The 24862-nt window shown below is 43.8% G+C and carries 20 protein-coding genes; 10 read left to right on the top strand and 10 right to left on the bottom strand.

Features of this window, described 5'->3' with window-relative positions:
* Positions 1-160: 160 nt before the first annotated feature.
* On the top strand, positions 161-1528 hold the full coding sequence (gene pabB / locus ACHUFZ_RS02175; RefSeq protein ID WP_394125842.1) for an aminodeoxychorismate synthase component 1: 1368 nt from the start codon (positions 161-163) through the stop codon (positions 1526-1528).
* Between the two features lie 31 nt (positions 1529-1559).
* On the opposite strand, the gene ACHUFZ_RS02180 is transcribed toward pabB, so the two are convergent.
* Both ACHUFZ_RS02180 and ACHUFZ_RS02185 read right to left on the bottom strand, forming a co-directional pair.
* Positions 1560-3257 carry an ATP-binding protein gene (locus tag ACHUFZ_RS02180; RefSeq protein ID WP_394125677.1) on the bottom strand — a complete coding sequence of 566 codons (1698 nt, stop codon included), beginning with the start codon at positions 3255-3257 and terminating at the stop codon, positions 1560-1562.
* A 5-nt stretch (positions 3258-3262) separates the two neighbouring features.
* Complete coding sequence (locus ACHUFZ_RS02185; protein WP_394125678.1) at positions 3263-3805, bottom strand: heme NO-binding domain-containing protein; 543 nt, start codon at positions 3803-3805, stop codon at positions 3263-3265.
* Between the two features lie 84 nt (positions 3806-3889).
* Here ACHUFZ_RS02185 and ACHUFZ_RS02190 point away from each other — a divergent pair, with 84 nt between their 5' ends.
* From ACHUFZ_RS02190 to tpdA, 4 genes are all read left to right on the top strand, one after another.
* Positions 3890-4498 carry a CoA pyrophosphatase gene (locus tag ACHUFZ_RS02190; RefSeq protein ID WP_394125679.1) on the top strand — a complete coding sequence of 203 codons (609 nt, stop codon included), beginning with the start codon at positions 3890-3892 and terminating at the stop codon, positions 4496-4498.
* Between the two features lie 290 nt (positions 4499-4788).
* Positions 4789-6042: an aromatic amino acid transport family protein gene (locus ACHUFZ_RS02195; RefSeq protein ID WP_394125680.1), complete on the top strand. Its 1254-nt coding sequence runs from the start codon at positions 4789-4791 to the stop codon at positions 6040-6042.
* Between the two features lie 97 nt (positions 6043-6139).
* Positions 6140-7501 (top strand): L-serine ammonia-lyase, encoded by a 1362-nt coding sequence (locus tag ACHUFZ_RS02200; protein ID WP_394125681.1) that lies wholly within the window; start codon positions 6140-6142, stop codon positions 7499-7501.
* A gap of 218 nt (positions 7502-7719) precedes the next feature.
* Positions 7720-9435 (top strand): cyclic di-GMP phosphodiesterase TpdA, encoded by a 1716-nt coding sequence (tpdA, locus tag ACHUFZ_RS02205; protein ID WP_394125682.1) that lies wholly within the window; start codon positions 7720-7722, stop codon positions 9433-9435.
* An 81-nt stretch (positions 9436-9516) separates the two neighbouring features.
* Here tpdA and ACHUFZ_RS02210 read toward each other — a convergent pair whose 3' ends face one another.
* The 3 genes from ACHUFZ_RS02210 to queD form a co-directional block, all read right to left on the bottom strand.
* Positions 9517-10671 carry an amino acid permease gene (locus tag ACHUFZ_RS02210; RefSeq protein WP_394125683.1) on the bottom strand — a complete coding sequence of 385 codons (1155 nt, stop codon included), beginning with the start codon at positions 10669-10671 and terminating at the stop codon, positions 9517-9519.
* A 739-nt stretch (positions 10672-11410) separates the two neighbouring features.
* A complete protein-coding gene (locus tag ACHUFZ_RS02215; protein ID WP_394125684.1) occupies positions 11411-12055 on the bottom strand; it encodes a hypothetical protein in 645 nt (214 codons plus the stop codon).
* Positions 12056-12157: 102 nt separating this feature from the next.
* Positions 12158-12523, bottom strand: a complete 366-nt coding sequence (gene queD, locus ACHUFZ_RS02220; RefSeq protein ID WP_053438104.1) for a 6-carboxytetrahydropterin synthase QueD — start codon at positions 12521-12523, stop codon at positions 12158-12160.
* 290 nt (positions 12524-12813) lie between these two features.
* Between queD and ACHUFZ_RS02225 the strand changes: the two genes are divergently transcribed.
* Positions 12814-14427, top strand: a complete 1614-nt coding sequence (locus tag ACHUFZ_RS02225) for a methyl-accepting chemotaxis protein (protein ID WP_394125685.1) — start codon at positions 12814-12816, stop codon at positions 14425-14427.
* A 178-nt stretch (positions 14428-14605) separates the two neighbouring features.
* Positions 14606-16006, top strand: coding sequence for an asparagine--tRNA ligase (gene asnS, locus ACHUFZ_RS02230; RefSeq protein ID WP_134833913.1), 1401 nt, complete (start codon positions 14606-14608; stop codon positions 16004-16006).
* Positions 16007-16099: 93 nt separating this feature from the next.
* Here the strand turns inward: asnS and ACHUFZ_RS02235 are convergent, their stop codons facing one another.
* The 3 genes from ACHUFZ_RS02235 to ACHUFZ_RS02245 form a co-directional block, all read right to left on the bottom strand.
* On the bottom strand, positions 16100-17947 hold the full coding sequence (locus ACHUFZ_RS02235; protein WP_394125686.1) for a M3 family metallopeptidase: 1848 nt from the start codon (positions 17945-17947) through the stop codon (positions 16100-16102).
* 270 nt (positions 17948-18217) lie between these two features.
* Positions 18218-18427 carry a hypothetical protein gene (locus ACHUFZ_RS02240; RefSeq protein WP_394125687.1) on the bottom strand — a complete coding sequence of 70 codons (210 nt, stop codon included), beginning with the start codon at positions 18425-18427 and terminating at the stop codon, positions 18218-18220.
* 89 nt (positions 18428-18516) lie between these two features.
* Positions 18517-19908 (bottom strand): aminotransferase-like domain-containing protein, encoded by a 1392-nt coding sequence (locus ACHUFZ_RS02245; RefSeq protein WP_394125688.1) that lies wholly within the window; start codon positions 19906-19908, stop codon positions 18517-18519.
* A gap of 186 nt (positions 19909-20094) precedes the next feature.
* On the opposite strand from ACHUFZ_RS02245, the gene ACHUFZ_RS02250 reads away from it, so the two are divergent.
* The 3 genes from ACHUFZ_RS02250 to ACHUFZ_RS02260 all read left to right on the top strand — a co-directional run bounded on the left by ACHUFZ_RS02250 (position 20095) and on the right by ACHUFZ_RS02260 (position 23536).
* The gene (locus ACHUFZ_RS02250) at positions 20095-20394 is read left to right on the top strand and encodes a hypothetical protein (RefSeq protein WP_394125689.1); all 300 of its coding nucleotides are present in this window, start codon (positions 20095-20097) and stop codon (positions 20392-20394) included.
* 231 nt (positions 20395-20625) lie between these two features.
* The gene (locus ACHUFZ_RS02255; RefSeq protein WP_394125843.1) at positions 20626-22137 is read left to right on the top strand and encodes an HD-GYP domain-containing protein; all 1512 of its coding nucleotides are present in this window, start codon (positions 20626-20628) and stop codon (positions 22135-22137) included.
* 208 nt (positions 22138-22345) lie between these two features.
* On the top strand, positions 22346-23536 hold the full coding sequence (locus ACHUFZ_RS02260) for an amino acid aminotransferase (protein ID WP_394125690.1): 1191 nt from the start codon (positions 22346-22348) through the stop codon (positions 23534-23536).
* A gap of 70 nt (positions 23537-23606) precedes the next feature.
* Here ACHUFZ_RS02260 and ACHUFZ_RS02265 read toward each other — a convergent pair whose 3' ends face one another.
* Both ACHUFZ_RS02265 and ACHUFZ_RS02270 read right to left on the bottom strand, forming a co-directional pair.
* Positions 23607-24260, bottom strand: coding sequence for an outer membrane beta-barrel protein (locus ACHUFZ_RS02265; RefSeq protein WP_394125691.1), 654 nt, complete (start codon positions 24258-24260; stop codon positions 23607-23609).
* A gap of 211 nt (positions 24261-24471) precedes the next feature.
* Complete coding sequence (locus ACHUFZ_RS02270; RefSeq protein WP_394125692.1) at positions 24472-24849, bottom strand: transporter; 378 nt, start codon at positions 24847-24849, stop codon at positions 24472-24474.
* Between the last annotated feature and the right edge of the window lie 13 nt (positions 24850-24862).

The raw sequence follows: 24862 nt of genomic DNA on the forward strand, positions 1-24862 counted from the left end.
CGTTATATTTATGCTTCCTTTTGCTGCCGTACACAAACGTTTGCTTATCGATTGTAATAATTGCAAAACACTGATGTAGCGGCCTTTGATACCAATATGATACTCTTGCTTTCCTCAACACGCCACGTAATCAACGATCTCTTTGTCACAAATTAAACAAATGAATAACATCACGCCAAATTGCTTAGAAATCAAACCGATCAGCTATCAGTCGGACCTTGCGGTTCAACACTTCGCTAACATTGAATCCCTACCTTGGGCGATGTTGCTGCGCTCCCCTTCCAAGAGCCATATCGACAGTCGATTTGATATCTTAGTCGCTAAGCCGATCGCAACGATTACAACTGATGGCGCGATAAGCCTAGTCACGATTAAAGACCAAACAACGACCTCGCAAGAAAACCCGTTTGACATTATCAAACAGGTTCAACGCGATTGTTTGCCTCATCTCGACTACGACGGAGAGCTACCGTTTATTGGCGGCGCCTTGGGGTGTTTCTCTTATGATTTAGGTCGACGAGTTGAACGAATGCCTGAACTGGCAGAACGTGACTTAACTACGCCAGATATGATGGTAGGAATCTACAATTGGGCGTTGGTTGTCGATCATCAAGAACAATCCGCGTTCATCGTTGGCGAAGACGTTGAACAACAATGGACATGGCTAACCAGCCAACAATCTGAGCAAGTCAGTGAATTCAAGCTAACCAGTGACTGGCAGTCAAACATGACTAAGCAAAGTTACAGTGACAAGTTTGCTCAGGTTCAAGAATATCTACGTAGCGGTGACTGTTATCAAATCAACCTCGCGCAACGCTTTAAAGCGCAATACCAAGGCAGTGAATGGCACGCATACCAGAAACTCGAACAGGTCAACCAAGGCCCTTTTTCTGCCTTTATCCGTACAGATAAAGGCGCTGTGCTAAGTGTTTCTCCTGAGCGCTTCCTGCAAGTGAAGGATAAGCAAATTGAGACTAAGCCAATTAAGGGAACACGTCCTCGTAGTGAAGACCCGGCGACTGATCAAGAAGCGGCTCGCGACTTAGCCAATGCCGAAAAAGATCAAGCTGAAAACCTAATGATCGTTGACTTACTGCGTAACGATGTTGGACGAGTAGCCAAACCCGGTAGCGTGCACGTACCTAAGCTGTTTGATATTGAAAGCTTCCCTGCCGTTCACCACCTAGTAAGCACCATTAGGGCAGAACTTGATAAGGGCTATTCGCCTGCCGATTTACTGCGCGCTTCTTTCCCTGGAGGCTCAATTACTGGCGCGCCTAAGATTAGAGCCATGGAGATCATTGAAGAGTTAGAGCCCCATCGCCGAAACATGTACTGTGGCAGTATTGGCTACATCAGTCGCCACGGCAGAATGGACACCAGCATCACCATTCGAACACTCGTGGCTGAGCAAGAGAATATGCATGTTTGGGCGGGCGGTGGCTTGGTCGCAGACAGTCAGTGTGATGCCGAGTATCAAGAGACTCTCGATAAGCTAAGTCGAATTTTACCCGTATTGCGTAACTAAAGGATATGAAGACGGGCTTGGTAGTCGAATATCAAGCCCACTTTTCTAGCATTAACTGCAAGTCTTTTGCAGAATATGGTTTGGTGAGTATATCATCCATACCACACTCGATGCACTTCTCTCTCTCTTCCAGTGTCGTTCCTGCCGTCAAAGCAATAATCGGCAGTTGATATTTTTGCTCTCTCAGGTATGTCGTGGCTTCAAAACCATCCATTTCCGGCATCCTACAATCCATAAAGACCAAATCGTAGTGCTTTCCTCCAAGAGCCGTAATCGCCTCTATTCCATTGTTCGCAATATCCGGTGTGATCGACAACTTCTTCAGCATCTGGTTAATGATCACTTGATTCATGCGAATGTCATCGACCACCAAAACCGAAATCTCTTCTAAAGGTTTATCTCTTAGAATGGCATCACTATTGGCTTCATTAACTGGCACCTTGTCGGTGACTTTGAGTGGAATTATCACTTTAAAGCAACTGCCCTTTCCCACTTCACTTTCAAGGGTTATCGAGCCCGACATGAGTTCGACAAGGTTTTTACAAATTGCTAATCCAAGCCCCGTTCCTTCAAAATGACGCTTGGCCGTTCTATCTGCTTGAACAAACGGGCTATACAGTTCTTTTATCGCTTCTTCGGCAATACCAACACCTGTGTCGCTAACTGATATGGTTAAACGACCTGATTTCCAGAAGGTACTGACCGTAACGCTACCTTCTGATGTGAATTTAACTGCATTGCCAACCAGGTTTACTAATATCTGCCCTATTCGCTCAAAATCTCCGATAAAGCTGATTGGCAGGTCACCACTTTCAGAGATGGTAAACACTATCCCCTTTTCTCGAGCTTTGGGCTCAAAGATTCCATGGGTCATATTGCGTAATTCAGACCATTGGAATGTAGAAGGAATGAGCTCCATCATACCCGCGTTCATTTTACTGAAATCGAGGATATCGTTGATAATATGACGAAGGAGGTCCCCTGAGTGAGCTAAGTTGGTTAACAGGGTTCGCTGTTCTTCGTCTAACTCAGTGCTATCTAATAGCTCTGCGCTACCGAGCAAGCCGTTTAACGGAGTGCGCAACTCGTGGTTAATCATGGCGACAAATTCTTTGGTCGAGCGTTCTGATTCTTCCGCTCTAGTTCGAGCTTCTTGGTGACTCGATAAGATAATTTGGCGACTTATCGCGCTGCATAATAGCTCCCCAACCAACAGCATTTGACTGACAACAAAATCTCGACTGATTCCCTCTTCATTCACAAGCGCAGACAATATTCCTACTGCCTTATGATCAACTTCGATGGGTAAACTGAGGATGTTCTCCTTCCAAATCGCGTAGGGCTTAATATTGGTAACGTCAGCTCCTAAGCTTTCACCAAACTCGGTACTATTCAAACTCGCGATACAATCCGCTTCAATATAAAGGTGGACTTTTTCCAGTGCAGAAGAAGACTCAAGGCACTCAAGAAAGCTCAGGATTAAACCATCATCAAGGGTTCGACTTAGAAAAGCGCGGCCAAAATGAATCAAAGCCTCATTAATTTGCTGCTCAAATTCGAGTTTATTTAAATCTTGTAGATTTTGGCGCTTAAGCTGGTTGAGCACCAATTGCAATTGTTGGTTAGTTTCGTACAGCTCCAAACTTTTCTGTTCGAGTAAAGTTTCAGCTTCCTTTCTTGCCGCTATTTCACGCGCTAATTTACGCTCTAAAGGGGAATCATTTGCCATTAAAGCTACTCGACCAAATTAACCGTAAAGCGAACGTGACTCCCCTCATCTTCGACGTTCTTCATTGACATCGATAGCTCCTCGTTAAAGAACTCAGCGCACCCTTCCATCAAGCCTAGACAAACATAAGACATGCAACGGGCACTGACGTAATCAAACACCATTTCAGTTTCTGATTCAGAGATAAAGCGGAACGAAGGCGGGTTAGCTTCTGGGTAAAGCTTCTTGACCTCGATGTGAATGTAGTCTTCAACCAATTTAATAAATTGGAACGACGTCTTACACGCTTGTAGGCTATTATTATTAGGTAAGGTGTTATAAAGATTATGAAAAACGGATTGTCCGAAAACACGCTGAAGCTCTTCTGGAGAGATGCCGGTCTTCTTACTTAACTGAACAATCAGTTTAACTAGGTTGCGGTGATCATAACTCCCGACCGCTGTATAGATGCCAGAGTCACCGGAATCAGCTAGTAAGCTGTCGAGAGCTTCTAGACCAAACTTTTGCTCTACGAGATCCATAAACTCAGTAAAGATAATCCCTTTCATCAGTGGCGCTATCCTTGCTTTAACTAACTTAGTAGAAAGCATGAGCCATATTTAAGGCTTTTACAAATTAAAACAGGAGCTAACGTGTTGTCAGAGTTAAACAAAAATCATCTCATTCAACGATTTCAATTCCATCAGACGGTCGACTACCATCAAGAAGCTCTTAAGCGTGTCTCGCACTTAAACCAAAGCCATCTCCGTAAGGCATCGGTCCTTATTGGTTTTGTCGAAAGACCACACGGCCTCAATATCATTTTCACCAAACGCGCTCTTCATCTAAAACATCACCCTGGTCAGGTAAGCTTTCCTGGCGGTAAGTTTGAACCAAGTGATGCCGATCTTTCGCACACAGCTCTACGGGAAACATTTGAAGAAGTCGGCATCAACCAAGAGCAGATCACAATATTTGGTCAAATGCCGGAACTCATCACCGTCAGCAAGTTTACCGTGACGCCCTTTTTGGCGTTTGTTTCACCAGATTACAAGACGGTTATCGATAGAAATGAAGTGGATGAAATCTTTGAGGTTCCCGCAAACATCGTTCTAGATAAGCAAAAATTACACAGTCAGAAATTTCAGATTAATAATTTTTCACATCGTGTGTTTGGCTTGTCATATAAACAACATTTCATTTGGGGAATGACGGCTCAAATTATCCAAGCGATGCAGAATCATATTATGCATCAATGTTAATAAAATCACACATTGGACAAACTTTGCTCACATTAGTTAAATTATTTATCAATAAGGCAAACGTTTACTTAAAACGCCCTTAAAAGTTTTCATGAGTAAGATTAGAAAAACTAATCCCTAACATTAGCATAAATCACTAGTAGCACATCATTTTCGTGACCAAAAACGCCTTTTTGACATATCATGTTATAACTCGCATCAATTCATGATTTAGATCTATTTTTGATGTAAGAAATTTATGCAAAATTGCACCTGACTTATTTCCTGTTCCCAAAAATGAGTATCACAAAATGAATACTACAACTTCTGCGGCTTCGTCCGCACAATCCCCTAGTAAGTTTACTTACAAGGACTTCACCTGGTGTCTGTCACTTTTCGGTACTGCAGTAGGTGCTGGTGTACTTTTCCTTCCAATTAAAGCAGGCGCTGGCGGCTTCTGGCCATTAGTAATCCTTGCTCTTATCGCGGCACCAATGACTTGGTTCGCACACAAATCTCTTGCACGTTTCGTACTTTCTGCGAAAAACCCTGAAGCTGATATCACTGACACTGTTGAAGAACATTTTGGTAAGACTGGCGCAAACCTTATTACTTTTGCTTACTTCTTCGCTATCTACCCAATCGTACTGATCTACGGTGTTGGTATTACAAACACAGTTGACTCTTTCCTAGTTAACCAAATGGGTATGGAATCTATCCCACGCTGGCTACTTTCTGGCGCGTTAATCGCTGCTATGACGGCTGGTGTTGTATTTGGTAAAGAGCTAATGCTAAAAGCAACGTCTGCACTGGTTTACCCACTAGTTGCAATCCTGCTAGCACTTTCTTTCTACCTTATCCCTGACTGGAACAGCTCAATGATGTCAGTTGCACCTGATTGGTCAGCAATGCCATCTGTTGTTTGGTTAGCGATTCCAATCATCGTGTTCTCTTTCAACCACAGCCCGGTAATCTCTCAGTTCTCTAAAGAGCAACGCCGCGTATACGGTGAAGACGCAGTTAAGAAAACTGACGCGATCACTGGTGGTGCAGCGATGATGCTAATGGGCTTCGTAATGTTCTTCGTATTCTCTGTAGTACTTTCTCTGTCTCCAGAGCAGCTAGCAATGGCGCAAGAGCAAAACATCTCTGTTCTTTCTTACCTAGCGAACGTTCACGAATCTCCACTAATCTCTTACATGGGTCCACTAGTTGCTTTCGCAGCAATCACTTCAAGCTACTTCGGTCACTTCCTAGGTGCACATGAAGGTCTAGTAGGTCTAGTTAAGTCTCGCTCTAACACTTCTGTAAGCAAGATTGAAAAAGCGTCTCTAATCTTCATCGTTGTAACAACTTGGATTGTCGCTATCGTTAACCCAAGTATCCTTGGCATGATTGAAACAATGGGTGCTCCAATGATTGCAGCTATCCTGTTCCTAATGCCTGTATTCGCGATGCAGAAAGTACCAGCAATGGCTAAGTACAAAACTTCAGCACCTGTACAAGTTTTCACAGCTCTTTGTGGTATTGCGGCAATTACTTCTGTAATCTACGGCGCTCTTTAATCTAGACACTTTTATAAAGTCTGATTAATCCAAGAATATAACGATAATAATGAGCCTCCCTTCTCCTCTTGGGAGGCTTTCTTTTGAGGTAATCGATATGATTAGTGTTTTTGACATCTATAAAATCGGTGTTGGTCCTTCTAGTTCTCACACTGTAGGCCCAATGAAAGCGGGTAAAGAATTTATTGATGATTTACGTTCAATGGGAAAATTGCGCGACATCACTAAAATCACCGTTGACGTATATGGATCACTATCACTGACAGGGAAAGGTCACCACACAGATATCGCAATCATCATGGGTCTTGCTGGCAATACTCCTGAGAAAGTGGATATCGATTCTATTCCGGGCTTCATTGCTCGCGTAGAAGAAACTGAGCGCCTTCCTGTTGGCATGCACTGTCACACAGTATCGTTCCCGAAAGATGGTGGTATGAACTTCCATACTACTAACCTTGAGCTACACGAAAACGGTATGCAGATCCACGCTTGGATCGGCGACGAAAAAGAGTACTCAAAAACCTATTACTCAATCGGCGGTGGTTTCATCGTCGATGAAGAGCACTTCGGCAAAGAAGAAGAAAACCCGATTAAATCTCCACACGAATTCACAACAGCGGAAGAGCTAGTGAACCAATGTAAAGAGAACGGTCTTTCTGTCAGCACGCTAGTTATGAAAAACCAAGCGGCGCTGCACTCTGACGAAGAGTCTCGCACTTATTTTGCAAACATCTGGAAGACAATGCGTGAGTGTATGGACCGCGGTATGAATACTGAAGGTATTCTGCCTGGGCCACTACGTGTACCACGTCGTGCTGCAGCACTTCGCCAGCAGCTACTTACTTCAGAGAAAACAACCAACGATCCAATGTCTGTTGTTGACTGGGTAAACATGTTTGCATTCGCAGTAAACGAAGAAAACGCAGCAGGCGGCCGCGTAGTTACTGCACCAACCAACGGTGCGTGTGGCATTATCCCTGCGGTACTGGCTTACTACGACAAGTTCATTCAAACAGTCACAGAGAAAGATTACATCCGTTACTTCGCAGCTTCTGGCGCAATCGGTGGTCTGTACAAACGTAACGCTTCTATCTCTGGTGCTGAAGTCGGCTGTCAGGGTGAAGTTGGCGTGGCATGTTCTATGGCTGCAGCAGGCCTTGCTGAGCTTATGGGTGGTAGCCCTGAGCAAGTATGTATGGCAGCTGAAATCGCAATGGAACACAACCTAGGTCTTACTTGTGACCCAGTAGCTGGTCAGGTACAGGTTCCATGTATCGAGCGTAACGGTATCGCAGCAGTGAAAGCGATTAACTCGACTCGTATGGCGCTACGTCGTTCTTCTGCTCCAACCGTTTCTCTAGATAAGGTTATCGAAACCATGCTAGAGACAGGTAAAGACATGAACGCGAAGTACCGCGAAACCTCTCAAGGTGGTCTAGCAGTTAAAGTTATCTGCTAACTCCCCCTCTGAAATAATATAGCCCGGGCACCTGCTCGGGCTTTTTGTTTTCTAGCTTGTTGCAACGGATATCTCTCTACTTACCTTAGATTGGTCTATAAAAAAATCTAAATTTAATGATATATCTATAAGATTGGGATATGCCGGTAAAAGGTCACATACCCAATATACCAATGTTGCTACCGTATCGAAAAAATTAATCCTGGAGCGCTCAACACATGATTAGGTTTGAACTTGGAGACCAAATCTGCGTTTGCTTGTCCGAAAACGAGCTTTCACTAAAGCTCAACGAGTCTATTCAGTCCTCTGTTTCAATAAGCCAAATTGAATATTTTATCCTGAGCACTATCGCGGCTTTCGGCAGCGTAAACTCGCCGATCAGCCAAAGACGAATCGAAAAGAAGTTATCAGCTCAACACCAGATAATATTGCCAGAAAACGGGTTCAAAAATGCCGTCGCATCGATCCGGAAAAAGTTCAGGCAACTGGTAAAAAGCTCCCTCAAGGTGTCTAAATCACTGATTGAGAATGTCCACCGCAAAGGTTATTTCGTGCCCTACGACAGTCAACATGCGCAGAAAGATGGCTTACTACAGCAAGCACGAATCTTTGTGCAAGTCCCCCATAGTGTAAGAGCCGCAATAGGGATATGCCTACGCAGTCGTAAGCCCTATCTAAACATGGCTTTTTTCCTCACTGTCACGACTGTACTCTATATTTTGATCTGTCTTTACGCCATTAGTACGATTGTTCGTCAAAACTACTTTGAAGGTGCGATGGCCTTTTCTAAGGAGCTTGCTCAGCACGGCTGTTTTGAGCAAGAAAAATTGCTTAGAGAAATGTTTGATAACGTTCAATTGGTCGAGTCAGCGCTATTTACCGACCGATATAATGTTCGCTGCTTAGTGACACCAGAAACAGTGGCTCCGGTTAACTCGCGCGACCAAAATGAGTGGCAAGAAAACCTAAACTACACCTATCACTCGTTTTCAAATGCAGACAGTGACGTGTTAGTGAGGGTCAAGAACATCAACGTCGAAAATAGTATTGAAAGTCATATGTCTAGCCTCTTCCTTTCAGGTATGAAGGTATGTACTAATACTGGAGCACCCTTGGAGATCGGCGATACTGGCGGTCAATCTCTGATGCACAACTTTCAGCAAAATGACTATAAGGAAATCTATTACGTCTCTAACCCAATCAGTAGCGTCATTAGCTTTAGCTTCCTTTTGTTGATTATTGCGCGGCGTAAAACGCTACGTGCATTCATCACTTACTTATGGGCAATAAGGCAATTTAATTTGAAGCTTGAGCCTATACACAACACGGCGAATAACCAGAACATACATTATGAAGTACTGTCTCGCTTCAAAGTCAAAAATACCCAGCGGTTTATCGAGAGCCTGATCAGTAACGGCTTACTCATTAACCACACGCTTTTAGTGATTAAGCTCATCTATGGGAACAGCCGTAGCTTGTTGGCTCCGCTGAGTGTTAACGTGTGCCCTTCCCTGCTTGAAGGGGCTAATTTCAAACGTCTTTATCGCCAACTGGAACAGTTAGATTGCTCACTACTAACAATTGAGATCACCGAAAACGCATCGATGTACTACACCCAAGAAATCTTCCGCAATACCAAAAGACTTAAAGAGTTAGGCTGCAAGATCAGTATTGATGACTTCGGTACGGGTAATAACAATGTCGAACTCATTGGCCATCTCGCCCCGAACTACCTCAAGATAGATAGACTGTTTGTCATGGGCCTAAAACAAGATGATAAAAAAGTTGAAACCTTACGCCAGTTGATCGCAATGGGGCATACCTACCACTGCACGGTCATTGTTGAAGGGGTTGAAACTGGGGATTGTGCTCACCTGCTTACCACTCTTGGCGCGCATATCCATCAAGGGTTCTACTACCCTCTTTGCCATTAGCCTTTCCAATTACTCAGTAGATACGTAAACAAAAACAGCCTTCAATAATGAAGGCTGTTTATTCGTAGAGTTAGGTTAGGCTTAGATCACTTGCGAAGCCAGCAAGAAGCCACCAAACAGTAAGGCAAATACCATCATCACATTGCCACCTTCAGCGGTGTAACGTTCAGGTAAAGCGTTGGCCAAACGCAACTTGTACACCATCGCTAGGGGTACAAATACAGCAAGGAACACTAAGATAATCCCCGCATAAGCAAGCACTGATAAGAACTGATCCGCTGCCAAAATTGCTCCGACTAATGGAAGAACGAACGTCAGCACATAAGTCACAACTCGGTTTTGATTAAATGTGTCACTATTTTGGTGGAACAGTGACATCGCAACGCCAAAGAAAGAGGTCAATAAAGCTAGGCCTGTAAACACGGATAAGAACCCGCCAACCCACGGAGCATCATGCTCAAATCCTGCCATTAGTTCGGACACACTAGCAAACTCTTTAAGTTGACCCGCCGGCAAGTTACCAACAACCGCAAACAACCAGCACAGGTAACAAACCAATGGAATGATCGAGCCTACAATGACCATATTTCTCAACTGCTTGTCACTCGCTTCTGAGTTGTAGGAAACCAAACTCGGGATCACAACCATAAAGCCGAAACTAGTAAACAGGACAGCACTAGTTTTGATCAAACCAATATGATCACTGTTACTCACTTGGCTCAAATTATCAGTTGAGAACTCAGGAAGAAGAACCGCTAAGGTCATCAGTAAGCTTGCTAACATCACAAAGAACAGCAGGCGATTGAGTTTATCAATCACGCCAGTGCCGCAAGCCACAATCACACCCGTCGTCAATGTGAAGATGATCTGGCTGTGCATGAAGGTTAGCTCAAGACCAAGTGCACTCGCAGCTTGTACTAACAGGTCCGACGCACCTAAGATGTAGGCCATTAGTAAGCAAATTAACAGCGCGTAGAGCAAACCATTGGTCAGTAACTGTCCCCCTTTACCAAGCGTTTTGCGTGCAATGGAATTGAGCCCTAAACCGCCGCCAGATTTTATTGTTGCTTCGAGTAATAGCAATGCGGAATAAGTCGTTCCAAACCAAATCAGCACCATCAGTAATGTGCCGTACAGTAAGCCAAATTGGGCTAATACCATTGGAATTGCAAGCATGCCGGCACCTAGAGCGGTACCTGAGATAATAAGGGCGCTACCCATTAATTTTGTGTTCATTTTCTTTAAAACCGTAATATTGAAAAAATTTAGACGTGCGAAAGCACGGACGTGATTGATTTAGATAGAATCAATACGAAAAATAAAATCGAGAAAATGAACGAGGCTGAAGAGACGCCGAGCTTGGAAAGAAGGAGGAGAAAAGAGAAGTTGAGTTTGTACGTAGCTGATCAATGATCGCATGTGGCGACCCTTCAGTTGGCTCCAAGATTGGAGAAGTAATTTTGAAAAGCATTAAGATGTCCTAATAGCGCAGACAATCCTTTGAGTGTTCGCCACAAATCCTGCGTGACGTTATCTCGAATGAGATAACCCCATCTTATCGGCTCAAATTCCAATTGCAATGGGCTATTTCTTAAGTGGTCAAATAAACACCAATCGCATGCACTAGCATTACGGCAAATACAATTAGCCCCTATTCCAGATACAGAGACTAGGAATAAACGCGCGCCGTTAGTAGCGCTGATTCAGTGTGAGATGGTATTTAAGCGGATAAAAAAACCGCCATTACGGAGGGGAAAATGGCGGAAAGAATAAACGTCTTTGTTTAATGAAAGCGTACAGTCCAAGTCCTTTCGATACTGCACAACTTTATACTAATTCGTTTTCTATCTAGCGTGAATGAGGGTTTTCTTATTTGCTTGTCAGTATTTATGAAGCAGCATTGATGATAGCAAGAAGTAACCCTAATTTTTGCTTGGACTCTTGCTAAATAGAATCCCTTTAAAATTGCGTTTTGCTACTCTTCACTCACCACGCGTCCTTTTATCTCATTGCCTGCTTCGCGAATTAGATCAATTGGAGAAAGGATGACACCTTTCACCGCACCTTGTGTCGCTTGCTTGGCGATTTCTTGGCTCTTATCAATAATCTGATCGGTTTTTAGCGCCAATTCATCAGCTTTGACCAATATAGGCGGAATATCACTACGTAGCGCTTCAGACTCTTTAACTATCTGAGGGATAGTTTCTTGGCGATAGCCTTTGCTTTCAACCAGTACCTTGGGCAATACGTCAGTTCGATATTGCTTGGTTTCAGCGAGCACTGGGGGGATCACTTGTTGTCGGTATAAACTAACTTCTTCAACAATGGCTGGGATTTTTTGATCGATTGATGCCGCCGTTTTATTAGTATCGTTTACTGCAGCCGTTATACCGTCAACACTGTTTATGACACTAGGCAACAACGTCTCTAACGTGTCAGCGACTTGCAGCCATTCATCGATTTGTAAGTTTTTTGATAACGTGCCGACGTCTTGCAACACTTGGGGATAGGTGTCTATCACTTCGCCAACCTTCGAGGTCATAGAATGAATAGCGTAACCCAAATAAAAAATAGAGATAGCGAGTAGCAATTGAATCGCAGAACCGATCTTAGCAGCCATATTCGTTCCTTCGAAAAGTTGCGGTTTAATGAGCCAATGATAGCGTAATTTAGGTACAAAAAAAGCGAAGATTCCTTCGCTTTTTCTAACAGAGGCAATGAGTTACTCTTCGCCTTTGTAAATACAACCTGCTGTGCAAGTTTCCTTAATTTCAACCTTACTCAACAATGGTAAGCTTGGTTTGAGCTGCTGCCAGATCCACTTTGCCAGTACTTCACTGGTTGGATTCTCAAGCCCTTCGATATCATTAAGGTAATAATGGTCAAGACGATCGTAAATTGGCTTAAATGCGGCTTTGATCTCTGAAAAGTCGACGACCCACCCTGTATGTGGATCAACTTCACCTTCTACATAAAGGCGAACTAAGAAAGAATGACCATGTAAACGACCGCACTTATGACCTTCCGGTACATTTGGTAAGTGGTGTGCCGCTTCAAACATGAATTCTTTGTATAGTTCCGTTCTCATATTGGTTCTCAGGCTTTTAGAAAGACAGGCAATACTATGTAATTCCTCTCGCCGTGACAAGGTTAGTCCGTATTGAGAGTGTTTCACGCTATTAAGTTTAGCCACAATAACGCCTTTACGCCGAAAAACCGTCACAGCGCCAAACTTTTGCTTACACACACCTTACATCACATTTACAATATCCACACATAGAGTGCGGTCACATTATAAATTTTAAGCCATTCCCCAAAGTGGTTATTTAAGCGATCATTTTTGATGTCTATTCCAATAATTAAAAAATCTATCTAATAATGCGCTCAACAATTACAACAAAGCTTTTGGTTACGCTAGTGGCCGTTTTTGGCATCGTATTACTCGCGTCAACGAGCTACCAATACTTCCAACAAAGGGATCTTATCAATTCCGTTCTCAGCGAACAGCTACACGATAAGGCAAGCAACTATTTCGATAGCCTCAATATGATGATGTTGACTGGCACAATGGCGCAAAAAGAAACCCTGCGCCAAAAGGCTCTCGCACAAGATGGCATTGAGCAAGTAAAAGTCCTACGCTCCGAAGCCGTCAGTAAACTCTATGGTCCAGGGCAAGAAAATCAAAAGCCTACTGATGACATCGATAGCAGAGCTCTCGCGGGCGAGTTGGTCATTGAGCCAATCAAAGCAGATTGGGGGCAAGGTATCGTGGTTGCCCTGCCAATGAAATCGAGTGAGAACTATCGTGGTACCAACTGTGTCGCTTGTCATATGGCACCAGAAGGTGAAGTGTTAGGCGCCATTCGCTTGGAATACAACCTCTCGCATGTTAACAGCATGGTCAGTCAGCGCACCATGATCGCCATAGCAATCATGAGCAGCCTTGGCTTTATTGGCCTGGTATTAACACTATTACTGATTCGAAAGTTCATCGTTCGCCCTATTCAACAAACCTCTGGCTTTATGCAAAGTCTCAGTGAAACTAAAGACCTGTCACAAAGGCTATCATTTAACCAAAAAGATGAAATCGGCCAACTTTCCGGGGCTATTAACTCGTTTATGGGCACGGTAAACCAGAGTTTAGAACAGGTTCAACACACTTCGCATAAGGTATCTAGCAGCGCCACAGAGCTAACGCAACTTGCTCAAGTCACCGACTCTGCAGCCAGCAATCAGCAAGTGGAAACATCTGATGTTCAGAGCAACATTGAACAGATGCAGTTGCAGCAAGTGGATGTTGAACAAGCGACAGAAGAAGCATCAAACCTTATTAAGCACACTACGCACATCGCTGAACAAAGTGCCAAGCAAGCTCACGGTGCAAGTCATGAAATAAAGAGCCTTGTCACCGATATCGAACAGGTCAAAGTCAACATCGTCGAGCTTAATGATCAAACTGCAGAGGTTTCATCGATACTCGAAGTGATTAAAGGTGTTGCTGAACAAACCAATTTACTTGCGTTAAATGCGGCGATTGAAGCGGCCCGCGCTGGTGAGCAAGGCCGAGGTTTTGCAGTCGTCGCCGATGAAGTTCGCCAACTTGCGAGTAGAACTGCGGAAGCAACCGGAAGTATTGAACGGATTATTTCCCAATTCCAGCACGATAGCCGTGAGTCGCTTTCTTCAGTGGACACGGTTTGTCACACTGCGCATCAGCGCTCTAGTGACATTGAACAGTTATCTACCGCGATGTCTCAAGTCGCTGATGAAATGAAGCAAGCCCTCTCTCATGCTAATAATATTCAGCAGCAATCGAGTAGTTCCGCACACCTGAGCCATCAAGTACAAAACAAAGTTCAAGTAATAACTGAGCATGCAAATCAAACCACAGCGTCCGCTGCTCAGACTCGAGATATTAGTATAAATCTTGAGCAACTCTCTGATCATTTAGAGATTTTGCTCGACCAATTTAAACTTTCTGTGAAGAAATAGCCCTTTATACACGCTTTTTATACGAGGAAATGACAATAAAGGTTGAAGCCTAAGATTTGAAAGGTAATATGTTCCAATGATTCAGTAGAATTCTATCCAACCCAATGTGTGCTCAAAATTTACACCGAGCCATATCACATTGGGTTGAATTTTTACCTCAATGGAGAATATTTCAAACATGACTTACGCGCCTGTATCAGACGTTTTGAAAGGTCAGCTAGCAGTAGACAGTGAAGTAACTGTTCGTGGCTGGATCCGTTCACGTCGTGATTCCAAAGCTGGAATCTCTTTCCTTGCCATTTATGACGGCTCTTGTTTCGACCCGATTCAGGCCGTGGTCCCTAATAATCTTAATAATTACGAAGACGAAGTACTTAAGCTAACTACTGGCTGTTCTGTCGAAGTAACAGGTAAGATTGTTGAGTCTCCTGCAAAAGGTCAAGACTTCGAACTAGCAGCAACTGACGTTAAAGTTGTTGGCTGGGTTGAAGATGCAGAAACATATCCAATGGCAAAAACTCGTCACTCTATTGAGTACCTACGTGAAGTAGCGCACCTACGTCCGCGCACTAACGTAATCGGTGCAGTAGCACGTGTACGTAACTGCCTATCTCAAGCGATTCACCGCTTCTACCACGAGCAAGGTTACTTCTGGGTATCTGCGCCACTGATCACGGCTTCTGATGCAGAAGGTGCTGGTGAAATGTTCCGCGTATCAACGCTAGACATGGAAAACCTACCTCGCACAGAAAAAGGCGACGTTGATTACAACGAAGACTTCTTCGGTAAAGAGACGTTCCTGACAGTATCAGGTCAGCTAAACGGTGAAGCTTACGCTTGTGCACTAAGCAAAGTTTACACATTTGGTCCTACTTTCCGTGCTGAAAACTCAAACACAAGCCGCCACCTAGCGGAATTCTGGATGGTTGAGCCTGAAGTTGCCTTCGCAGATCTAGAAGACATCGCTAAGCTATCTGAAGATATGCTTAAGTTCGTATTCAAGGCTGTACTAGCGGAATGTCGTGATGACCTTGAGTTCTTTGCTCAACGCATCGACAAAGAAGCAATCACTCGCCTAGAGCAGTTTGTGACTTCTGACTTCGCACAAGTAGACTACACTGACGCAATCCAGATCCTTCTAGATTCAGGTCGTGAGTTCGAATTCCCAGTTGAATGGGGTATCGATATGTCTTCTGAACACGAGCGTTTCCTAGCTGAAGAACACTTCAAAGCGCCTGTAATCGTTAAGAACTACCCGAAAGATATCAAAGCATTCTACATGCGTGCTAACGATGACGGTAAGACTGTAGCGGCAATGGACGTTCTAGCACCTGGTATCGGTGAGATCATTGGTGGTTCTCAGCGTGAAGAACGTTTAGAGATTCTTGACGAGCGTATGCGTGAAGTAGGCATCGACCCAGAGCACATGAACTGGTACCGCGACCTACGTAAATACGGCACAGTGCCACACGCTGGTTTCGGTCTAGGCTTTGAGCGTCTAGTATCTTACGTAACTGGTATGGGCAACGTTCGTGACGTTATCCCATTCCCACGTACACCACGCTCTGCAAACTTCTAATTAACTAGCAAGTTTACATATAAAAACGGTCCTAATTAGGACCGTTTTTTTGTTCTACGATTTAAAACCGTCAAGCCTATAATCGACTAGGCATCAACAACCGTAAGTTTGTTTAATGCAACGCTCAAATTGATCGCACATCTGTTCGTCAGAACCTTGGTTATTAGCCAGCTCTTGACTGCCATCGACCACTTTAATTGTCGCATTGAGTGAAACGACCTCTGCTCTCTGGCGGGTTGCTAAACCTGCAATCTTCTCTTGCTGCTCTACCCATGCTTGTTGTGGTGATTGATTACATGCATCCGCAAGGTACTTAGCATTAAACCCTTCCCCAGTTAAGCTAGTGATTGTCTCGTTATGAGATCGTTGATTCCCAGCGTGCCAATAATGTTTTGCTAACAGAGGGCCAATTTCTGGGTTATCCGTCAGGTAGCCAAACTTATCTAAGAAGTACGCGCGCGTTTGGTAAACGGCCATGTGTGCCAGCAAGTAACCGTGATATGCACAAGCAGCTTCATCAGAAATGAGGTGCGGAATAGCCATCAAAGGACGAGGACTACATTCGATCCCCAAAATCCGCTTTTCACACTCACGTGCTAACGCTGTAATACGCTCTGGAGTCAGTTCCTCATCACTCAATTGATAAAGAGCACGTTCAAAATAAGGCACCACAAGTATGCTGCGTTCTTGGTAAGCGGCAAAAGGTTGACTGCTGTTGATCATCGCTTGGATGATCTCATCAGGGACCGGATTGCCATCTGCATCTAGAGCGTACTGTTTTAGCCAATCTGCATCATTTAGCAAGCTATCACAGAACATCGATTGTGTTTCAGCGTATGCCATTGAAGTTGGAGCGAATTCTTGGGAAAAACATGGCGCATTCATTTTAACATTAGCAAAATGTGCAGCATGACCACCTTCATGGAACAAAGTATTGATACCAGAATAACCACTGCCTATTTGGTCTGGCTTGGCGTTACTTGTAAAGTTGACTTGAGCTGGGATCCATTCATTCTGATCATAGAATGATGGGACTGGGCCATGGCAGAATCCGTTTTGGTATTTTCCTTTTCTATCCAGTAAATCCAGTGTGAGCTTAGCTTGAGAATAATCAATATTTAGGCGGCCAAATGACTCAACCCAACGACGCAAGGACTTTGAGAACGGAACATACGGGTCTAGGTCACGCATTGCGTCACCAGAATATGAATAGACAAAGTTATGACCCGTTAAAGCATTTTGGCCTTTTTCATGCGCAAGATTTTCTAAACTAGACAGGTTCGCGTCGCGCGTACGCAATTCAAAGTCATCTAAAATCGCAAACAACTCTTGCGATGACATCATCTCTTTTTTCGCGACAGAATAATCAAAGAAACTATCGTAACCGAGAGAGCGAGCAAATTGGTTACGCAGTTTTATCAATTCAATGAAGCCATTTTCAAGTAGCCACTGCTCTAAATTAAGGAGTGCCTGATGCGCTGACTGACGAGCATCTTCATTATCATTGGTACGGATTGCTGCAGCTAATACAGGTAATGAGCCTTCGGCTTGATGACCATTTTCATCTTGATAATAGAGCGTATGTTTTTGCTTTTTCTCAAACAAGGCAGCTTCAAATGCGATCAATTCATTTTTCAGTGCTTGAGCCTCGGTCCCTTCAATTGCGTGAGATTGAAACGTCGCTAACCAACCTTGCAGACCAATACGCGTTTGCTGTCTTTCGCTAGTATCGGCAATAGAATCTACCGCTTCTAGCTGCTGTTTGATGGTTACAATTTGCTCTGCATCACTTAAGAAACTCGTCCATGCAGTTTGTGCTTTGGTTGAGCCATCATGGTCATCACTGATCCCCATATAGGTTTCCCAAAAGAAGTCTTCTTTGTTGCGGTGGATGGCAAGATAACGTCGGTTTAGATCGTTGAGAAATTCGGTAGCAGTCATTTGGGTCCTTCAAATGTTAACTTTGTGTAGAGAAGAGATTATGACATGCTTTGTCAGTATTTAGGAAATGAGGAGCATATTGATTTCTCGAGTCAGCGTAAATTCTACTACACGTACGCTATTTCAGTTTACAGACGAAAAAAGCCCCAATTTACAGAAGCTTGGGGCTAAAAATCTATAGGCTGATATTGCAGTAAACTAACACCTCACCTTCCCCACGATAGCGTCACTAAATAACCCAAGGGCTAGCCTTGATGGTTAGCGCTTCGATTATTCCGAACGACTAGAACGCGCCGCTGAATGTATTCCAAATATGCATAAACCAAACATGACAAAAGGTATCGCTGCCGCCGTATATTCTACCCAAGCGATTCCTTCAAATGATTTGGCTAAAATCAAATGCCCCACAACTAAGAGCAACGCGAGCACAATGGCTACGCCAATCAAACGAACTTCATTGTTAATGTTCTGCTTTTCCATACTGTCACCACACTTAAACAACTTTCGCTATTTCAGCATAAACAGTGTGTTAACCAGCAGTACAGTTACGGCAAAAATTAACCAAGCAGTTACTCCATTATCTTCGATGCGATAAGTTTCAACGCCTGATCAAGTTCTGAGCTCGGTTTAAATGATGTGTTCAATCGAATAAAGTTGCCGTGCAGCTTATTGTCACCAAATAGCTCCCCGAAACCAAAGGTAACGCCCTGTTTAAGAGTGACATTAAATAAACTCTGCGTATCGATATGCTTTGGTAACCCTATCCAGATAAAATACCCACCGCTGGGTACATGGATTGTCACTCGCTCCGCCAATAATCGATTAAGCAAAGACACAACGTACTCTTGTCTCACTTCCAACTCTTTACGTAACTTCCTTAAGTGATTATCAAAGCTTTCGTGAGTCAAAAAGTGCGCGACGCCTTGCTGAATTGGCGCACTGCCCGATAAAGTGGAAATTAATTGCTGCTTTTGAATTGGTTCGTTAAACAGTCGATTGACCACCCAGCCAATGCGATAACCAGGGCACAACGCTTTAGATAGTGAGCCGCAGAGCAAGACGTCTTCTTTATGATCCCAAGCCTTAAGCGGTTTAGGCTTATCATTGCCAAAGTGCAGCTCTGAATAGACATCATCTTCAATCAGCTTTACCTTGTATTGAATAGCCAGTTGCACGACGGCTTGTTTCTTCTCATCACTTAACGTAGAACCGGTAGGGTTATGAAAATTGGCCATCAGCCAAAACGCTTTGATGTCGTGTTTTTGGAAGGCTTTTTCCAATACTTGGATATTTAGGCCCTGTTTGGGGTCCACTGGGATCTCGATGGGCTTTAAGCCAAGCCGTTCTACCGCTTGTAATGCACCATAGAAAGTCGGCGTTTCAATTGCGACATAATCTCCCGGCTTCGTCACGACTTGTAAGCTGAGGTTAAGCGCTTCAAGTCCACCAGAAGTAATGACAATATCTTGGTGAGAAACATCGACTCCTTGTTTGAGATAGCGCTGAGCAATCAGTCGTCTTAAGTCTTCATTGCCAGGTGGCATATTCGATACCACGCTTTGCGCCGACATTTTGCGCCCAGCACTCGCGAGATGACGATTTAACGTTGCAATCGGAAATAAGCTCGGGTCTGGGAACGCCGAACCAAGTGCCACCGAGGCTCGACTATTCGATTGAAGAAAATCAAACAGCGTATCATTGAACTTAGGCAACGTTGGGGGTTCTTCTGACTCACCGTCATTAGCTCTCTCAAGTATTGCGGTAACAAAGTAACCTGACTGTGGGCGCGCATTGAGCCACCCTTCAGATTCCAATAGTTGATAGGCTTGTAGGACAGTAGCAGGACTGACAGAGAAGCTTTGGCTTGCCGCTCGGATCGACGGGATTTTCTCTCCTGCTCTCCAAGTTTGCGATTTAATCTGTTCTTTAAGTTGTTGTGCGAGCTGTTGATATCGGTTCATTATTCCCTCTTTCTTACCCGAACCATATCATAGTTCACAAAATCAAAGAGTTACTTATCTCTCGTCGGCAAGATTAGTTTTTAACGCATCCTGTTTGTTGCACCATATCACATTAAATCTTTAAAACTCTGTTACATTTATCAGGTTAAAGTGATCCAATTAACCTTAATGACAGGGATAAGAATAATGAAAAAATACGATTCATCACATATCGAGTACAAAGGCGAAAGCAACGGCGTTCATAGTTGGACAACGCCAAGTGGCCAGCCTTATTACTGGCACCCTGATTGGCTACATATTGCAGAAGACGCAACGGGCTCTCACCCAAAACAAGACCTTGAGGTGACTGAAGGTGAAGTGGCTACAGAAAAACACGCGGTTAAAGCGATTCTTTCTCATATCAATGAGTGGGCTAAAAACAAATTGAACTCAGCTCCTGACATTGAAACTCAAGCGCGCGAGTCAGAAATTAATCTCAAGAAGTAGCTTCTATTCAAGCGCTAACATCCGTTCCATGCCAGTCTGGGCATGGAACTTTACTGCCATACTTTCCCCCCTCAACTGCACTAATCTTTAGTACGAAGCCAAATCTACAACTATTGTTGTATTAATGTATTCATTTTCGAAATTTAGCGATATGATGCCGGGTCTTTATCACTGGTAGTTATGAATACTCATCCTATTCATAGGATAAACTTAAGGCGCAGGGTCTAGATGATGGTGAACTCAAACTATAAAGCATCCCTTACATTAAAACTTTACGCGGTTGCAGCACTGATCTTTGGCATTTATGGTGGGCGCGTTTGCCCAATGCTTGAAACATTAACGGCGAGCCAAATACTCTTCCATGTCTCTGTCACCTATGGGATCGTTTTTTTATTCCGTCACTATTTACTGCGAGGTCACTCTCTCGTCGCTGAAAACAGGCTTGCGCGGCTTGATGCAACTTTGTTTTTCTTAGCCAGTATTCCTCTCGCGCTGTTTTACAACTTCCACTATGAGTTCACACTCGATAGCAATTTAAAAGTGCTACTAGGCATGACGCTTTTTGGCTTTTTTACTGGGTTAATCTTACAGTTAACCACTAAGCTCGCTCAATTTGACAACCTTTCCAATCAACAACGCCGTAACTTTGAACTAAGCGGTGAACGCCAATCTATGGTCAAGCAGATGATCATCATGGTGAGTTTGCTGTTGGTGACACTGTCAACGATGCTCGCAATGGTTGCTGTTAAAGACATTTTTTGGCTAGAGCACAACCCTGAGCGCGTCCTTGATGGCAGCGGTAAGATCAGTGTTATCAAAGAGTTTATCTATATTGCCTTTGTGTTAGGTGGCTATGCGATCACTATTATGGTGTTGTGGTCAAAACTTATGCATAAAATCCTCTTGGCTCAAGAATGCTCATTGGTAGAGGTAACCAAAGGCAATATCAATACTCGACTGCCTATTTTCGAACATGACGAGTTGGGCTCTATGGCGTCATTGACCAATGAAATGTTGGACAGCTTACAGTCGAGCCAAGAAGAAGTTAAAACAACTCGCGATGTGGCGATCATTAGCCTTTCGGCTCTGGCCGAGTCACGTGACAACGAAACCGGCGCACATATATTAAGAACTCAAGAATATGTCAGAGCTCTCGCGCAATACCTCAGCCAATTTGAACAACACCAAGCATTACTCACTGACAGCTATATTGAACTTCTCTACAAATCCGCACCGTTGCATGATGTGGGCAAAGTCGGTATCCCTGACCAGATATTACTAAAACCTGGGAAGTTAACTGATGAAGAGTTTGAAGTAATGAAAGGCCACCCCGAGATTGGTGCGAAAGCCCTATCGATGGCCGAGCAACAACTTGGTAGTAACTCCTTCTTACAGCTCGCTAAGGAAATTTCCCTTACTCACCACGAAAAGTGGGACGGTAAAGGCTATCCTAACGGTCTAAAAGGCGAAGAAATTCCCCTTTCAGGTCGATTAATGGCATTAGCTGATGTTTATGATGCACTTATTTCCGAACGTGTATACAAAAAAGCCTTCAGCCATAACAAGGCGAAATCGATTATCCTTGAAGGAAATGGCCAGCACTTTGACCCGCAAATCGTAGACGCTTTCCTAGCCATAGAGCATGAGTTTGTTGCGATTGCTGACAAATATCGTGGGCTTGAAAAACAAGAAAATGAACTTGAGCGTGAACAGCTCCAACAGTTAACTTCTAGCCCTGCCTAATTCCCTCATCAATTTCATGTGTTCTACTATCCCTTTCCGCATAAAAGTGAAAGGGATAGTTGTTTTAAATCCCTCAAATTGACCTGAGTAAACGCTAAACGTTTATATTTCACTATTTTCTTCCTTTCGCTGTTGTCACTCATCGTTTAGACAGGTATAAATAAACGAGTTATTTATATCTTCCCTTCGATTAACACGGATGACGATTATGTTTGAAAAAGTAGTTGCGGCTCCTGCGGACCCGATTCTAGGCCTTACTGAAGAGTTTAAAAAAGACGCTCGCTCAGAAAAGATCAACCTAGGTGTTGGTATTTACAAAAATGAACAAGGTGAGACCCCTGTTCTTGCGACGGTAAAAAAGGCCGAAGCTGCGCTTATCGAGACTGAGAAAACCAAATCATACTTAACAATCGAAGGGACAGCAGAATACGCATTAGCGGTTCAAAAACTTCTATTCGGTGCTGATGCAGAGATCGTTGCAGACAAACGTGCAAAAACCGCTCAAGCGCCAGGTGGCACAGGCGCGCTTCGCGTCGCTGGTGAATTCATTAAGCGTCAGTTAAGTGATGCTAAAATCTGGATCAGCAACCCAACATGGGCAAACCACAACGGTGTATTCACTGCTGCGGGTATCCAAACTGCGCAATACAGCTACTACAACGCTGAAACGAAAGACAAAGACTTTGCATCTATGGTCGCTGACCTAGAGAAAGCGGCAGAAGGCGATATCGTTCTACTACACGGCTGCTGCCACAACCCTACTGGTATTGACCCAACAGCCGAAGAGTGGGAAACATTAGCGAAACTTGTAGCTGATAAAAAACTTCTACCACTATTCGACTTTGCTTACCAAGGTTTCGCAAAGGGCGTTGAAGAAGATGCGCAAGGTCTACGTATTTTTGCTAAATACAACAAAGAAATCCTAGTCGCGAGTTCATTCTCTAAGAACTTCGGCCTATACAATGAGCGTGTTGGTGCCTTCACACTAGTTGCTGAGTCTGAAGAAGTTGCTACGACTGCATTCTCTCAAGTAAAAGCAATTATTCGCTCTATCTACTCTAACCCACCAGCACACGGTAGTGCCGTTGTAACTCATATTCTGAACAACGCTGAACTACGTGCAGAATGGGAAGCGGAAGTCGCTGAAATGCGCGATCGTATCCAAGCGATGCGCGAACTTTTCGTGGCTACGTTGAAAGAGCAAGGTGTTGACGCTGACTTTAGCTTTATCGAACGTCAAAACGGCATGTTCTCGTTCTCTGGCCTGTCTAAAGAACAAGTTAATCGCCTAAAAGAAGAGTTCGCTATCTACATCGTTGGTTCAGGCCGAATCAGTGTTGCTGGTATGACTCGCTCAAACATGCTGCCACTTTGTAAAGGCATCGCTGCTGTTCTTTAATAACGCCGCAACAAATTAAAAGAGCCAGCAATTTGCTGGCTCTTTTTGATTCTAGACTTCGAAAACTGAATTAATACAGGTAGCGTAGCGAGATACCGCCTTCGTTAGTGGTCGCATTGCCGCTAAGTTCAGCAGTCTGATAGTCGCCATCTCTGTGAGTATAAAAACCGCCGACACTTAAGTTAGAGCTAAATTGATAGTCAGCACGAACATGGAACACACCAACGTCAGCCAAGTCACTGCTGTTCAGCTCACCTCGCATTGCGAGTTCCCATGTTTTGGTTAGCGCATACTTAAACTCAAGGCTTGCGCCCCACATCATTTCGTTATCTTTAAACAGTTCCTGATCAGTTGCATCGAGAGTTTGTGAAGCCCACAAATAACCCAACTTAGCACCAGCAACAACATCAAGCTTGTCGAGTAAAGGATAGCGATAAGCGACACCGGGTAGTAGCGTGTAGAACTCTGTCGTCGTCGCACTCGGGTGGATAAACCTTGCCGTATAATCTAGCGTAAGCAAAACGTTGTCCGTCCATAGGTAATTGCCACCTATAGACAATGCGGTAACGTTATTATTTACCCCTAGGTTTTCATTCAGTGAACCCGCACTTAAGTCTGCATAGAAGTAGTCGTACTTAATCTCATTTGTTTCTGGACTCGCAAATGATGGAAGCGATGCCGCGACTAGAAGAGGTGCCAATACCCAGCTTAGTTTTAATTCCATTATAACCCCTGTGACTCTACAACTACCTTCACGCTAACCCCATACGTTTGGGAGTTTGACAGTTAAAGTGTATATAGATGAATTAGAACAACAGTTAGGAATATAGCCTAAGTATCCGGCAAGTTACTGAAGTAATAGTAAGATTTATGATCGAGCGCTATCTTATGAACAATGAAAACTAAAAAAGATCTCACAGGGAGATCTTTTTTGGTTAGAACTTAATCATGAGCTCGTCTTGAGACAATGAAGAGATTTCTACGTTAATCTTAGCGCGGACTTTTTCTAGTTGTTCTGCCTCTAACTCATAAGGCATCACGAGTTTTAACTCTTCAATACCTTCAGTTTGTGCTAGTTGAAGTAAGGTTACGATGTTTGACTCATCGCTACGATTGGCAGACAACGACTTCATTGCCTGATCCCACAAGCGGTCTTCAACCGAGATAGTTTCTTTTATCGTATTCTTCCAAGCTAAACTAAAGATCGGAGCAAACGTACTCATTGCCTCTAAGAATGTCCATTTCTTACTACAAGAAGCACCGAGAAAAGAAGTATAGTCGAATACAACACTTGTCTTGCCTAGATGTTCCATATCATCCCCCGTA

The organism is Vibrio hepatarius, from assembly GCF_043642085.1.
In the GTDB taxonomy this organism is placed as follows: domain Bacteria; phylum Pseudomonadota; class Gammaproteobacteria; order Enterobacterales; family Vibrionaceae; genus Vibrio; species Vibrio hepatarius_C.